The organism is Sphingorhabdus wooponensis, from assembly GCF_003933235.1.
GTDB classification, from domain to species: domain Bacteria; phylum Pseudomonadota; class Alphaproteobacteria; order Sphingomonadales; family Sphingomonadaceae; genus Sphingorhabdus_B; species Sphingorhabdus_B wooponensis.
In genome coordinates this window covers 1523203-1536977 of sequence record NZ_RWJI01000001.1, presented here as the reverse complement: position 1 = coordinate 1536977, position 13775 = coordinate 1523203, and the positions used below count along the sequence as shown (strand labels likewise).

Annotated in this window: 15 protein-coding genes; 7 read left to right on the top strand and 8 right to left on the bottom strand. The window is 55.7% G+C overall.

The window, feature by feature from the left end; translation table 11 throughout:
- Positions 1-155: 155 nt before the first annotated feature.
- From D7D48_RS07545 to D7D48_RS07535, 3 genes are read left to right on the top strand one after another with little or no spacing between them, the layout of a single operon-like run.
- Positions 156-1301 (top strand): acyl-CoA dehydrogenase family protein, encoded by a 1146-nt coding sequence (locus D7D48_RS07545; protein WP_125230684.1) that lies wholly within the window; start codon positions 156-158, stop codon positions 1299-1301.
- Positions 1298-2347, top strand: a complete 1050-nt coding sequence (locus D7D48_RS07540; protein ID WP_125230683.1) for an enoyl-CoA hydratase/isomerase family protein — start codon at positions 1298-1300, stop codon at positions 2345-2347. Before D7D48_RS07545 ends, D7D48_RS07540 begins: the two co-directional genes overlap by 4 nt.
- Entirely contained in the window at positions 2344-3117 is a 774-nt protein-coding gene (locus D7D48_RS07535; protein ID WP_125230682.1) for an enoyl-CoA hydratase, read from the top strand. Before D7D48_RS07540 ends, D7D48_RS07535 begins: the two co-directional genes overlap by 4 nt.
- A 155-nt stretch (positions 3118-3272) precedes the next feature.
- On the opposite strand, the gene D7D48_RS07530 is transcribed toward D7D48_RS07535, so the two are convergent.
- From D7D48_RS07530 to dapB, 3 genes are read right to left on the bottom strand one after another with little or no spacing between them, the layout of a single operon-like run.
- Positions 3273-3659, bottom strand: coding sequence for a hypothetical protein (locus D7D48_RS07530; RefSeq protein WP_125230681.1), 387 nt, complete (start codon positions 3657-3659; stop codon positions 3273-3275).
- A gap of 33 nt (positions 3660-3692) precedes the next feature.
- Complete coding sequence (nth, locus tag D7D48_RS07525) at positions 3693-4361, bottom strand: endonuclease III (RefSeq protein ID WP_125230680.1); 669 nt, start codon at positions 4359-4361, stop codon at positions 3693-3695.
- A complete protein-coding gene (gene dapB / locus D7D48_RS07520) occupies positions 4358-5083 on the bottom strand; it encodes a 4-hydroxy-tetrahydrodipicolinate reductase (RefSeq protein ID WP_125230679.1) in 726 nt (241 codons plus the stop codon). The genes nth and dapB overlap by 4 nt, the downstream gene beginning before the upstream one ends.
- Positions 5084-5140: 57 nt before the next feature.
- Here dapB and D7D48_RS07515 point away from each other — a divergent pair, with 57 nt between their 5' ends.
- A complete protein-coding gene (locus tag D7D48_RS07515; protein WP_245964375.1) occupies positions 5141-5872 on the top strand; it encodes an NAD-dependent deacylase in 732 nt (243 codons plus the stop codon).
- Here D7D48_RS07515 and D7D48_RS07510 read toward each other — a convergent pair.
- From D7D48_RS07510 to D7D48_RS07490, 5 genes are read right to left on the bottom strand one after another with little or no spacing between them, the layout of a single operon-like run.
- Positions 5861-6625, bottom strand: a complete 765-nt coding sequence (locus D7D48_RS07510) for a HesA/MoeB/ThiF family protein (protein WP_125230677.1) — start codon at positions 6623-6625, stop codon at positions 5861-5863. The two genes, D7D48_RS07515 and D7D48_RS07510, sit on opposite strands and share 12 nt — an antisense overlap.
- Positions 6622-7071 carry a dUTP diphosphatase gene (dut, locus tag D7D48_RS07505; protein WP_125230676.1) on the bottom strand — a complete coding sequence of 150 codons (450 nt, stop codon included), beginning with the start codon at positions 7069-7071 and terminating at the stop codon, positions 6622-6624. Before dut ends, D7D48_RS07510 begins: the two co-directional genes overlap by 4 nt.
- Complete coding sequence (locus D7D48_RS07500) at positions 7052-8317, bottom strand: bifunctional phosphopantothenoylcysteine decarboxylase/phosphopantothenate synthase (protein WP_125230675.1); 1266 nt, start codon at positions 8315-8317, stop codon at positions 7052-7054. Before D7D48_RS07500 ends, dut begins: the two co-directional genes overlap by 20 nt.
- Positions 8317-9867 (bottom strand): 2-polyprenylphenol 6-hydroxylase, encoded by a 1551-nt coding sequence (gene ubiB / locus D7D48_RS07495; protein ID WP_125230674.1) that lies wholly within the window; start codon positions 9865-9867, stop codon positions 8317-8319. Before ubiB ends, D7D48_RS07500 begins: the two co-directional genes overlap by 1 nt.
- An 11-nt stretch (positions 9868-9878) precedes the next feature.
- Positions 9879-10610, bottom strand: a complete 732-nt coding sequence (locus D7D48_RS07490; RefSeq protein WP_125230673.1) for a class I SAM-dependent methyltransferase — start codon at positions 10608-10610, stop codon at positions 9879-9881.
- Between the two features lie 58 nt (positions 10611-10668).
- On the opposite strand from D7D48_RS07490, the gene mutM reads away from it, so the two are divergent.
- The 3 genes from mutM to dnaA all read left to right on the top strand — a co-directional run bounded on the left by mutM (position 10669) and on the right by dnaA (position 13729).
- Positions 10669-11481: a bifunctional DNA-formamidopyrimidine glycosylase/DNA-(apurinic or apyrimidinic site) lyase gene (mutM, locus tag D7D48_RS07485; protein ID WP_125230672.1), complete on the top strand. Its 813-nt coding sequence runs from the start codon at positions 10669-10671 to the stop codon at positions 11479-11481.
- A 108-nt stretch (positions 11482-11589) separates the two neighbouring features.
- The gene (gene rpsT, locus D7D48_RS07480) at positions 11590-11853 is read left to right on the top strand and encodes a 30S ribosomal protein S20 (protein ID WP_125230671.1); all 264 of its coding nucleotides are present in this window, start codon (positions 11590-11592) and stop codon (positions 11851-11853) included.
- Positions 11854-12283: 430 nt separating this feature from the next.
- A complete protein-coding gene (gene dnaA / locus D7D48_RS07475) occupies positions 12284-13729 on the top strand; it encodes a chromosomal replication initiator protein DnaA (RefSeq protein ID WP_185739805.1) in 1446 nt (481 codons plus the stop codon).
- The last annotated feature ends 46 nt before the right edge of the window (positions 13730-13775 follow it).

Sequence of the window (13775 nt, the reverse complement as noted above, 5' to 3'; positions counted from 1 at the left end):
TTTTGGGGCCCATTTTTATTTAACCCTATCTGTGACGATGCCGCATGGAAACAGGGGCATTTGCGCCGAAACTTGCCGGACGCACGGTATGTGCGATATCAGTGGTCCTGCCCTAATGTCTGGATAACTCAAAAGGGCGATGCTACGGCGACCTTATGCAAAACCAGTTTGAACTCACAGATGATCAAATCGCCATTCAAGATATGGCGCGCAAATTCACCGCAGACGCGATCACACCTTTTGCCGCTGAATGGGACGAAAAGTCGCATTATCCGGTCGATGTGTGGAAAGCCGCCGGTGAATTGGGCTTTGGCGCGATTTATGTGTCGCAAGAATCGGGCGGTACTGGCCTTGGCCGGTTGGAGGCTGCGTTGATCATGGAGGCCATGGCTTATGGCTGCCCCACCACCAGCGCGTTTATTTCTATCCATAATATGGCCGCGTGGATGATCGATTGTTTTGGCAGTGCAGAGTTGAAGGCGCGTTATTTGCCGGACCTGGTGTCGATGCATAAAATCGCCAGCTATTGCCTGACTGAACCGGGCAGTGGGTCGGACGCGGCGGCGCTGAAAACCAGCGCGCGGCGCGATGGCGATCATTATGTGCTGAATGGTACGAAGCAGTTCATTTCGGGCGCGGGCTATAATGATGTTTATGTCGTGATGGTGCGCACCGGCGAAGAAAAGACCAAGGGTGTAACCTGCCTTGTCGTGGACAAGGATACGCCGGGACTTAGTTTTGGCGCGCCGGAGAAAAAGCTAGGCTGGAACGCGTCGCCAACGGCGCAGGTTATTTTTGAAGATTGCCGCGTGCCCGTTGCCAATCGTGTGGGCGCGGAGGGGGACGGGTTCCGCTTTGCGATGATGGGTTTAGACGGCGGGCGGCTCAATATCGGTGCATGTTCACTGGGCGGCGCGCAGCGGTGCTTGGATGAGGCTATTGCCTATACCAAAGAGCGTCAGCAATTTGGTCAGCCGGTGGCCGAGTTCCAGAATACGCAGTTCATGCTGGCCGACATGGCGACCGATTTGGAGGCTGCGCGTGCTTTGCTTTATATCGCTGCGGCGAAAGTCACGGCGAACGCCCCTGACAAGTCGCGTTTTTCGGCAATGGCCAAGCGGCTGTCCACCGACAGCGGGAGCGAGATTGTTAATCAAGCGCTGCAACTTTTTGGCGGCTATGGCTATTTGCGGGATTATCCCATCGAGCGTTTCTGGCGCGATTTGCGCGTTCACTCTATTCTGGAAGGTACCAATCAGGTCATGCGTATGATTATTGGCCGGGACTTGTTACGCCAATGACCGATGATATTTTGGTTCGCGTTGAAGGGCATGCTGGTTTCATAAGCCTGAACCGGCCATCGGCGTTACATGCGCTGACGCTGCCGATGGTGCATGCGATGACGCAGGCATTGCTGGCATGGCGCGACGATGACGCGGTGACATGCGTGGTGATTGATCATGCGGACGGGCGCGGTTTTTGTGCAGGCGGGGACATCGCCTTCTTGCGTAATTCAGCCCTGAATGATGGCGGAGAATCGGGCCGCAAATTCTTCCACGACGAATATCAGCTGAACCATTTATTGTTCACCTATCCTAAGCCTGTGGTTGCTTTCATGGATGGCATTACGATGGGTGGGGGCGTGGGTATTAGCCAGCCCGCCCGTTTCCGCGTGGCGACCGAGAATACCAAATTTGCCATGCCCGAAACCGGCATTGGCCTTTTTCCGGATGTTGGTGGTGGCTGGTATCTATCGCGGCTCGAAGGACGCATGGGTCAGTTTCTGGCGCTCACCGGATCACGCGTGGCCGGTGCAGAGTGCCTCGCGCTTGGACTTGCTACCCATTATCTTCCGAGCAGTGCGCTCGCCGAAGCCAAGGCACGGATTGCCCGTGAAGGTGTAGAGCGCCTTGATGGTATATTGCGTACCTTGTCGGAAACGCCGCCTGCGTCGAAAATCGTCGAGATGCTTGTGCAGATCAATCGCCATTTCGCCTCAGATGCATTTGAGGACATCCTCGCCAGCCTTGAAGGCGACGCGAGCGCATGGGCGATGAAAGAATTGGCGACCTTGCGGACCAAAAGCCCGCAAACCTGTAAAGTCGCTTTGCGTCAATTGTCCGAGAGCCTGAAGCTCAGCGATTTTGCCGAGAACATGGCGATGGAATATCGTATCGCCAGCCGCGTGATTGTCCGCCCCGATTTTGCCGAAGGCGTCCGCGCCGTTATTGTCGATAAGGATAATGCGCCCCGATGGGATCCGGCGACAGCAGAAGCTGTGACTGAGGATTTGATTGACGCTATTTTCGCCGCCTTGCCGGCGCAGGATGAATGGAAGCCCCTATGACCTACGAAACATTATTAGTCGAACAACGCGGCGCAGTGACGCTAATGACGCTTAATCGGCCGCAGGCTTTGAACGCACTGAATAGCCAGGTTTTGGCGGACCTTATCGCTGCCTTTGCGGCATTTGATGCCGATGACAGCCAAAGATGCGCAGTCCTGACGGGCAGTGAGAAGGCCTTTGCCGCAGGCGCGGATATTAAGGAAATGTCGTCGCAGTCTTTTGCAGACATGTATGGTGTAAACTTCTTTGCTGGCTATGACCGCGTAACCGCCACCCGCAAGCCATGGATCGCCGCGGTAAACGGCTTTGCGCTGGGCGGTGGATGCGAATTGGCAATGATGGCTGACTTCATCATTGCAGGCGACAATGCCAAATTTGGTCAGCCGGAAATAAAACTAGCCGTCACCCCGGGCATGGGGGGATCACAACGCCTAACGCGTGCGATTGGCAAGGCCAAGGCGATGGAAATGTGCCTGACGGGCCGTATGATGGATGCTGCTGAGGCTGAGCGATCTGGGTTGGTCGCGAAGGTCGTTCCGGCAGCGGAGCTGGTCGACGAAGCCGTTAAAACCGCAACGGCGATTGCCGCCATGGCGCCTTTAGCCGCGCTTGCGTGCAAGGAAATGGTCAATGCGGCGTTTGAAACGACATTGCAGCAAGGCGTCGTGTTCGAACGTCGCTTGTTCCATGGCCTATTTGGCACGGAAGATCAGAAGGAAGGCATGGCTGCATTTGTTGAGAAGCGTGCGGGCAACTGGACTGGGAAGTAAAATTGGACAGGCGCGGCGCGGTCAGGTGAATGGCCACATGTTGCCGGCGTTGCCGTAAATAACCTTTCGTCATCCTGAACTTGTTTCAGGATACCGGGCAACATTAGCGTGTTATCCTGAAACAAGTTCAGGATGACAAGGCAGGTCAAAAGATTTTATCTCTTAACCTTCTCCACCATCTGAAATTTTCCTAGTCCACATCCTGCGCCTTCATGCAGTTGACCGCCTTGGTCGTGCAATACGTGGACGATATCGACGTTGCACAATTGGTTGAGTGACGTTCGATAGGAAAAGCGGTCTTCGAACTTCAATCCGGGGCAGCTTTGCGGCAAAATATTGCGATAGGTTTTTCCGCCTGCCATGCGGAAATCGATGGTGCGGCTATCGATGACTTTCGTTGACCGTATCTGCGATATTGTGACGCAGCTTTTCGGTTCGCCCACTGCCCGAACGGGTTCAGGTGCGTTCTTGCTTGAAAGTGCGACAGCGCCGCCACCTGAAAATAAGGCAATCGCGGGGATGATGAACAGCAACTTATGCATCGGTCTTCTCCATTATCACGACTCGTCCATAAACTATTCTGTCTGAACTTTAGCTGACTTGATTTTGGGCGCGGGCGTTTTGGGTTTGAAGCGGCACAGGTCGGCGACGGGGCAGCGCCAGCATTCGGGCGTGCGTGCTTTGCAGATATAACGCCCATGTAAGATGAGCCAATGGTGCGCGCCCACGCGGAATGGCTTTGGCGTGCTTTTTTCCAGAGCTTTTTCGACCGCGATAACGGTTTTCCCCGGCGCGATTCCCGTGCGATTGCCAAGACGGAAAATATGCGTGTCGACAGCGAAGGTTTCTGCGCCAAAGGCGGTGTTCATCACCACATTGGCGGTCTTTCGCCCTACGCCGGGCAAAGCCTCCAGCGCGTCGCGGTCGGCGGGCACTTCGCCTCCATGATCACGCACGAGGATTTCCGACAAAGCGATGACATTCTTCGCCTTGTTATTGTACAGGCCAATGGTCTTGATATGGTTTTTCAATCCCTCCAGACCAAGCGCGACCATTTGTGCGGGCGTTTTGACCTCTTCGAACAAAGCCTTTGTCGCCTTGTTCACCCCCACATCGGTTGATTGCGCTGAGCATGTGACGGCCACGAGCAATTGGTAAGGATTGCCATAGGCCAATTCAGTTTCCGGATCAGGATTGGCCTCCGCCAAGCGCCGGTAAAATTCGAAGATGTCGGCCTTCTTCAAAGACCAAGGACCTCTTGCATATTGTATCGGCCGGGTGTCTGCCGGGTCAGCCAGGCGGCAGCTTTCACCGCGCCGCGCGCGAATATACTGCGATTTTCGGCACGATGGACAAGCTCGATCCGTTCATTGTCAGATGCAAAGATGACGGTGTGATCACCCGCCACGCTGCCGCCACGTAACGATGCAAAGCCGATATCGCCAGCCTTGCGTGCGCCGGTAATCCCGTCGCGGCCACGGTCGCTGTGTTCTTTCAAATCGACCGCTCGGCCCTTTGCCGCGGCTTCACCCAACAGCAGGGCGGTACCTGATGGCGCATCGACCTTGTGCCTGTGGTGCATTTCCAGAATTTCTATGTCCCAATCCGCGCCCAACTGACGCGCAGCTTGTTCCACCAAGGCGGCAAGCATATTCACGCCCAAGGACGTATTGCCGGTCTGCAAAATGGCAATATCGCGCGCGGCATCATCAATCAGGAAATGGTGGCGCTCCTCCAAACCTGTCGTGCCAATGACGATGGGCTTACCCGCAGCCACGCAAACATCAAGGCTGGCCTCAAGGCCGTGGGGGCTCGAAAAATCGACGAGAACATCGGATGCAGCAATCAATGCGGCAAGGTCGCCGTCCTTATCGACGCCGCCTGCATGTGTGTGGCCGTCGGCGGCAATCGCATCGACCAAAGCCTGCCCCATGCGCCCTGCGCTGCCAATTATTCCAATTTTCATATCTCTTGCCCTGACCTAATGTCTGGGTCTTACTATATTAGGCAACCGAAACAAGTTTTGGGTGAAGATGAAGGAAAGCATGTGGGACAAGGCATCAAAAACATTGTGATCCTTACAGGTGCAGGCGTCAGCGCCGAAAGCGGCATTGATACCTTCCGCAGCGCTGGCGGGTTGTGGGAGCAGCATAAGGTGGAAGATGTAGCCACGCCTGAGGCCTTCGCCCGTGATCCCGACCTTGTGCTGCGTTTTTACGACATGCGCCGCGAACATATTCAAAAGGTGGAGCCCAATGCTGCGCATTATGCGCTCGCACGGCTGGATGCAGCATGGTCGGGCAATCTGCTTCTGGTGACACAAAATGTGGATGATTTGCACGAGCGGGCAGGGACAAAGCGTCTGTTGCATATGCATGGTGAGCATCTGAACGCGTGGTGCAATGCCTGTGATGCCCGCCACCCGTGGCGCGGCACGTTGCTGGATCGGCCCGCTTGCCCGTCTTGCGGCGTAACGGGGCGGTTGCGGCCGGACATCGTCTGGTTTGGGGAAATGCCCTATCGGATGGACGAAATTTACGATGCGTTGGACCAAGCGGACTTGTTTGTCAGCATTGGCACCTCAGGCGCGGTCTATCCCGCCGCGGGCCTAGTGCGCGAAGCGCGGCAGAAAGGCATACGGACTTTGGAACTGAACCTTGAACCATCGCATGGCACGTCATGGTTCGAAGAATCGCGGCATGGCCCAGCATCCTCAGTGGTGCCAGTATGGGTGGAGGAAATTTTAGGCGGTTAAGCCGCTACAGCTTCTGCAGCCTGCATCTTTTGGCAGACGAATGGTCCGCATCGCCGGGGCCATGCCGTCGAATAAATGCAGCTTGCCCATCTGCGCCTCCCCAAAGCCGGTCATTGCACGAATGGCCTCCATCGCGGCAAAGGATCCCATTAACCCGCACATGGCCCCCAGGACGCCCTGTGTGGCGCAGTCGTCGCAATCATCGGGGTCATGCGCGTCGCCGACGAAGCAGCGATAACAGGGCGCATTATCCTGCCATCCGGTGAATGTGCCAATCTGCCCGTGAAACTGGCCAATCGCGGCGCTAACCAAAGGCACTTTCGCGGCAAGGCACAGATCGTTGACGATCAGACGCGTGGCGAAATTATCGCACCCGTCAATCACCACATCGACGCCCTTCAGAATGTCTACCGCGGTGGAGCTGTCAATGCGCTGCTTAAGGCCGCGGAATGTTACATCAGGGTTTAAGCGCGCGACGGCGGCGCCCGCGACATCGACCTTCGCGGTACCAATGTCGCTTTCGGTATACAGAATTTGCCGTTGAAGGTTGGAAAGCGATACGACATCATCATCAACGACGCTGATCGTCCCAACGCCCGCCGCCGCCAGATATTGGATGGCAGGGCAACCAATGCCACCCGCACCGATAAGCAGCACATGGCTCGATAGCAATTTGGACTGACCCGCGCCGCCAATATCGCGCAGCACAATATGCCGTGCGTAACGGTCAAGCTGTTGGTCGCTAAGCGTCATATGCCCGTGGAACCAAAGCCTCCGGTGCCCCGTTCGGTATCGTCCAGGGCGTCGACTTCGATCATGATACCCTGCGTGACCGGGGCCACCACAATTTGTGCAATCCGGTCGCCTATGTTGATGACGAAATCCTCGTCACCCAAATTTGCGAGAATGACCTTCACTTCGCCGCGATAATCGCTGTCGATAGTGCCGGGGGTGTTGAGGCAGGTGATGCCATGTTTCAGGGCCAGGCCGGAGCGCGGACGCACTTGAACTTCATAGCCATCGGGAATGGCGAAGGCGAAACCGGTTGCAACGGCGTGGCGTTTGCCAGCGCGTAAGGTCAGGTCTTCGGCGGCGCAAATATCCATGCCCGCTGCGCCTGATGTCGCATATGCGGGCATCGGTAGGCCAGCGCCGTGATCTAGGCGCTTGACCCGAATATCAACCTTTTGCGAGTGCATCGGCCACTTTCTCCATCAATTTACGGGCAATTACGTCCTTGGCACTTTCGGGCCAGCTATCAACGCCGTCCTTGGTGATGATATGAAACGCATTGTTTTCGCCGCCCATCACATCGCCGGACACGTCATTGGCGACAATCCAGTCACAACCCTTTTTGGCGAGCTTTGTTTGGGCATGCTCCACAATTTTCTCAGTCTCCGCCGCAAAGCCGATCAGCAGCTTTGGACGTTTGGCGTGCGTGGCGAGGCTAGCGAGGATATCTGGATTTTCGGTTAAGTTAAGTGCCGGGATATTGCCGCCGTCTTTCTTAATCTTTTGCTCAGGTGCTTGCGCCGCGCGCCAATCGGCGACCGCGGCCACCATGATGGCGGCATCGACGGGCAGGGCTTTCTCAACCTCGGCCTGCATCTGTAGTGCGGTTTCAACATCAATCCGAACGACACCTGGCGGGGTCGCCAGATGGACTGGACCCGCAATCAACGTGACATCAGCGCCCAAATCTGCTGCCGCAGCCGCAATGGCAAAGCCCTGACGCCCCGAAGAACGGTTGGCGATATAGCGCACGGGGTCAATCGCCTCATGCGTTGGGCCCGCGGTTACTAAGATGCGCTTTCCGGACAAGGGACGATGTTGTTGCGTTACAGGCGGAACGCCGCTTGGAACCGTCGTTGGTGAACGGCCCGACGTCAGCATTGCATCAAAGGGATGCCCCAACATCGTGCAAATTTGCTCAGCAATGGCGGGTGGTTCTGGCAACCGTCCGGGGCCAAATTCGCCGCACGCCATCGCGCCTTCATCTGGGTGCATGATGTGGATGCCATCGTTGCGCAATTGCGCCAAATTTCGTTGCGTTGCTGGATGGTTCCACATGCGGACATTCATCGCAGGAACGGCAAGCACGGGCTTATCGGTCGCCAGCAAAATGGTGGTGGCAAGATCGTCGGATATGCCCGCCGCCATTTTCGCCAATATGTTGGCGGTAGCGGGGCAGATGACGACCAGGTCGGCCTGACGGCTCAATTGGATATGCCCAATTTCGCGCTCTTCCTTCAGGTCGAACATATCGCCGTAAACTTGGTCTTCGGTCATCACGGACATGGACAAAGGCGTGACGAATTCGGTCGCACTTTGCGTCATAACCGCGCGCACGGATAGGCCTTGCCGTTTGAGTAAGCGGACAAGTTCAAGCGACTTATAGGCGGCGATGCCGCCCGTGACGATGAGGAGGATGCGTTTGGTAGACATTAGCTTAATCCTATCGCCCACATGCCAGCCGCACCCAAGACACCTGCCAAGGCCGCGACCAATAAATAGCGCGCTGCGTTGCTTTGACCTTTGCGTTCCCAAATGAGTTGGACAGGCGGCAAGGGGGGCGGTTCGGGCGCGCCGCCTTTGCGGGGAAGCTGTTCATCTAAGCGGCGGATGAGGTCGGGGATCAACTTCAGCGTATCGGCTTGTTTGCGCAGGCCATCAGCCAGCATGGCTTCCGGTCCCAATTCACCGCGAATCCAGTCCCGCACATAAGGTGCGGCGACATCCCACATGTTGATGCTTGGGTTAAGCGAAGTCGCAATGCCTTCGACCATCACCATCGTTTTTTGCAGCAACAACAAATGTGGCTGTGTCTGCATATCGAAATCGCGGGTAATCGCGAAAAGGCTGTCGAGCATTTGCCCGACCGACAATTCGCTTACCGGCTTGCCGCGCGTTGGCTCGCCGACCGCACGCAACGCCGTCGCGAATTCGTCGACATTGTGATAGCTGGGCACATATTGCGCCTCGAAATGGATTTCTGCCACCCGCTTATAATTGCCCGTGGTCAAGCCATAGAGAATTTCCGCCAGCCAAAAGCGCGCTTGCCGGTTGATCCGGCCCATAATGCCAAAATCAATGGCGACAATCGTGCCGTCGGCGCGGACGAATAAATTGCCCTGATGCATGTCGGCATGGAAAAAGCCTTCCGAAATCGCTTGCCGCAAAAATGTAAGGACAAGCTTTTCAGCCAATATATTGAGGTCATGGCCCGCCGCCTTGAGCGCATCAATATCCGAAATTTTAATGCCATCGATCCATTCGAGCGTCAGCACACGGCCAGACGTCCGGTCCCAATCGATGGTCGGAATAATATAGCCTTCGACGGCAACCATCGCCTCTTTCAATTCAGATGCGCTTGCCGCCTCGCGCCGCAAATCGAGTTCGCGCAGGGTCCAGCGTTTCAAATTGGCGATAACCAGTTGTGGACGCAATCGTGCTGCTTCGCCGCCAAGCGCTTCTAAATGCGCGGCGGCCCATTCATAGGTTTCAATGTCGCGGGCGAACTGTTCGCGAATGCCGGGGCGAAGCACTTTGATCGCGACATCCTTGCCCTCATTCGTGCGGGCACGGTGCACCTGCGCAATGGAAGCGGCCCCCACGGGCACAGGGTCGATATATTCAAACAATGCCGCCGCTGGCTTATTCAGGCTGTTATCTATCTGCGCATAGACTTGGTCAAATGGCGCGGGCGGTAACTGGTCCTGCAGCATGAGCAGATTGTGCACCGCTTCTTCGCCAATAATGTCGGGACGGGTCGCCAACGTTTGCCCAAGCTTGATGGCAGCGGGCCCAATCGCGCGAAATGCGCCTGCATAATCCGGCACCTTTGGCTGAATCGTCCCAAAACGCGCGATGCGGCACAGGCGCTTGACTTGCGCTGGGGTGTTGCGATCCGCCTCAAAGGCGCGAAGCGCCCCGTGGCGTGCCAATATGCGGCCCCATTTGAGCAAGCGAATGATGTGTGTAAGTGGACGCGTCATGTCGAGCGGTGTTAAACTTTCCAGCCGCTGTGGATCGCGACCAGACCGCCCAATATCGGCTCAACCTTGGTTTGCACAAAGCCAGCCTCACCAATCATGCGCTTGAAATTTTGCATGTCGGGAAAACGGCGGATGGATTCGACCAGATAGCGGTAACTGTCTTCGTCGCCCGCAATGGCCTTGCCCAGCTTTGGCACAAGCTTGTCCGAATAGATGTCGTATATTTGCGCAAGGCCAGGCCATTCGACGGTTGAAAATTCCAGGCAGAAAAAACGGCCGCCATAACGCAGCACGCGATGTGCCTCACGCAGGGCCTTCGGGATATCCGTGACATTGCGGATGCCAAAGGCAATTGTATAGGCATCAAAATGCGCATCGGGGAATGTTAATGTCTCGGCATTTTGTGGAGACCAGATGAGGCTGTCAATCCCGCGCTGCATGGCGCGTTCCATGCCGACATCGAGCATATCTTCGTTAATGTCGGAGACAGTGACCTGCGCACCAGATTTTTCCATGCGAAATGCGATGTCACCCGTGCCGCCGGCCATGTCGAGAATATCCTCACCCGCGCGTGGTTTAACGCGGCGCACGAAGCTATCTTTCCACAAACGGTGCATGCCGCCCGACATTGCATCATTCATAATGTCATATTTGCGCGCGACATTGGAAAAGACGTGGCCAACGCGCTGCGTCTTTTCTTCGGGGCTAACTTCCTCATAGCCAAAGGATACGGTGTCGTTCATCTTGCTGCCTCTAGCCGATTGTTGCGCCAGCCGCAAAGACTGTTAGGTGCAAAATCATATGCCCGAATTACCTGAAGTAGAAACCACTGTCTCCGGCCTGCGGTCGGTCTTGGAAGGTGAATTAATCGTGCGCGCGGAACCGCGCCGTGCGGACCTGCGCTGGCCGCTTCCGCCCGATTTGCGGCAGCGGCTCACGGGCGCACGCGTTGAATCGCTGGGCCGGCGCGCCAAATATGGATTAATCTATACCGACCGGCAGGACGTGTTGATTTTTCATTTAGGGATGTCGGGCCGCTGGCGCGTCGACCCAGCGGAAATTGAAAAGCACGACCATTTCATTCTGGAAACGGCAAGTGGCCGGGTGGTCGCGTTGAATGATCACCGCCGTTTCGGGTCGCTGGATATCATCGATTCGCAACAAGTCGACGAATATCGCTTCTTTGCCCAAATGGGGCCTGAGCCGCTGTCGGAGGCGTTCGATGCGTCTGTGCTGCAAAAGGCACTTTTTGGCCGCAAGGCACCAATCAAGGCGATGCTACTTAACCAGAATATCGTCGCGGGCTTGGGCAATATCTATGTGTGCGAGGCTTTGCATATGGCGGGCATTGACCCAATTGCTGTTGCATCGAGCATTAGCAAGCCGCGGCTGAACCGATTGGTCATCGCTATCAAAGAGGTGCTCACCGCCGCGATAGCAGCTGGCGGATCGACCTTGCGCGATTTTGCAGCGCCAGATGGGGAGCTGGGATATTTCGCTAAAGACTGGCGTGTATACGGTCGCGAAGGTGAGGCTTGTATCTGCGGTAGCAACATATTGCGGCGTGTTGATTCGGGACGATCCACCTTCTACTGCCCGAAATGCCAGCGATGAGGCGGCATTATGAGGTTGACGAATCTGTTGGGCAGGGTTAAGGGCCGCTCCTTCAACGGGCGTACCGCATGGGCACGTCTTCTCAGATATTGAAATTCGAGGACAAAAATGGCCAATACGCCGCAAGCAAAAAAGCGTATCCGTCGCAACGCGCGTCGCACTGAAGTCAATGGCGCACGCGTCAGCCGCATCCGTACTTTTATTAAGAAAGTCGAATCGGCCATCCAACTGGGTGACAAGACTGCGGCCGCCGCAGCACTTGCAGCAGCGCAGCCTGAATTGGCGCGCGGTGTATCCAAGGGCGTCCTTCACAAGAACACAGCTTCGCGCAAATTTGGTCGCCTCACAAAGGCGGTCGGCGGTCTCGCTTAAGCGATTCTGACTGCACCGGACCTTCCGGTTTCAGACATTCAAAACCCGCCGCAATCACGGCGGGTTTTTCTTTGCCAATTGTCACAAAAGTGAAGTGTGAGGATTTCCCACGATTCGGGAGGTGTGCAATCCACTATATTGCAAAAAATAACATTATATCATATACTTAATAAATAGATAACGCATTTGCTTAGGTCCTGCCGAGTCAATGCCATTTATTTCAATTTTTTTGCCGAGCGGCTCTTGATAGACTCGTTTATTGCTGTCTAAGAAATGCATTCCAGCAAAGCATGACGACAGTCGGGCAATGCCTCACATGGAGAATGAACAAGTGGCGTGGCTGCATTTGGCAACAAATGCGTGGCCAGTACCAGTTCGTCCTGTGTCCGGTAGATAGCGCGCGGTGATGTGGCACTGGTTGGGGTGGAAAATGGGGGCAGGCACGTTGGCCGAAGGCAATTCAGTATCGCAAAGCACAGTCGGTCTGTCAGGAAACGGAAATGATGTCTCTACATCAGTTGCCCGTTTTGACGCTGATTGGCATAATATCTCTTCTGGCTTGCGTCGTGATTTGGGTGCGCAGGTTTACGGACAATGGATTCGCTCCATCAGCCTGGGTGATTATTGCGACCTGACCGGCACGCTTGAGCTTTTGTTGCCCTCCGACTTTTCCGCAAGCTGGGTTTCCGATCATTATGCCGACCGTTTGCGCTTGGCATGGTCTAGCACCAATAGCAGCGTCAAGCAGTTGAAAATCCGCACCCGCCCCGGTGCGCCGCGCGTCGAATTGCTGCGTGCTTCAACAAATGCAGAACGTGCGGTTGCGCAAGAAACGAATGAGTCGCAAGCCACCCGGTCGGCGCTTGACCCGCGCATGACTTTTGCGAATTTCGTGAAAGGCCAAACCAATGTGCTGGCGCTGAGCGCTGCAGAGCGGGTTGCGTCGAAAGACAAGCCCTTGTTTAACCCGCTATATCTGCAAGCGGCAACTGGGCAAGGCAAAACGCATCTGATGCATGCCATTGGCCATGCTTATGCCGAGGTTAATCCAGACGCGCAGATTTTGTATATGTCCGCCGAAAAATTCATGATGGAATTTGTGACCGCGATGCGGCGCAAGGAAGTCATGGAGTTCAAGGCACGTTTGCGTGCTGTCGACGTGCTGCTGATCGACGATATCCAGTTCATCATCGGCAAGGTGTCGACGCAAGAAGAGTTCCTGCATACTATCGATGCGATCATTGGCGCAGGCAAACGCTTAGTGGTTTCCGCTGATCGCGCACCGCAAGCGCTGGACGGCGTGGATCAGCGTATCTTGTCGCGTCTTTCGATGGGTCTTGTCGCCGACATTCAGCCTGCAGATTTAGAGCTTCGCCGTTTGATCTTAGAACAGCGCCTGGCCAATATGCCAGAGGCGCAGGTCGGTGAAGATGTGGTCGAGTTTCTCGCCCGCACGATCAGCCGCAATGTCCGCGAATTGGAAGGCGGCTTGAACAAGCTGCTCGCTTATGCCCAATTGACAGGCAAGCCAGTCACGCGGACTTTGGCAGAAGAGCAGCTCAAGGATATTTTGAGCGCTTGCCGCCGCCGTATCACTATCGATGAAATTCAGCGCGCTGTGTGCGAATATTATCGCATCGACCGCAGCGAAATGTCTTCAAAGCGCCGTGCGCGTGCGGTCGTGCGCCCGCGGCAAGTTGCCATGTATCTTGCCAAGGTGATGACACCGCGCAGCTACCCTGAAATCGGACGCAAGTTCGGTGGACGTGACCATAGCACAGTGATCCACGCCGTACGCTTGGTTGAGGGACTGCGCCAGCAGGACAGCGATATGGACAATGATGTCCGCGCGTTGCTCCGTCAGCTCGAAGCCTAAATTTCCCTCTCTTTTCAAGTCGCTTTTCAGCGCTTATCCCAATGAC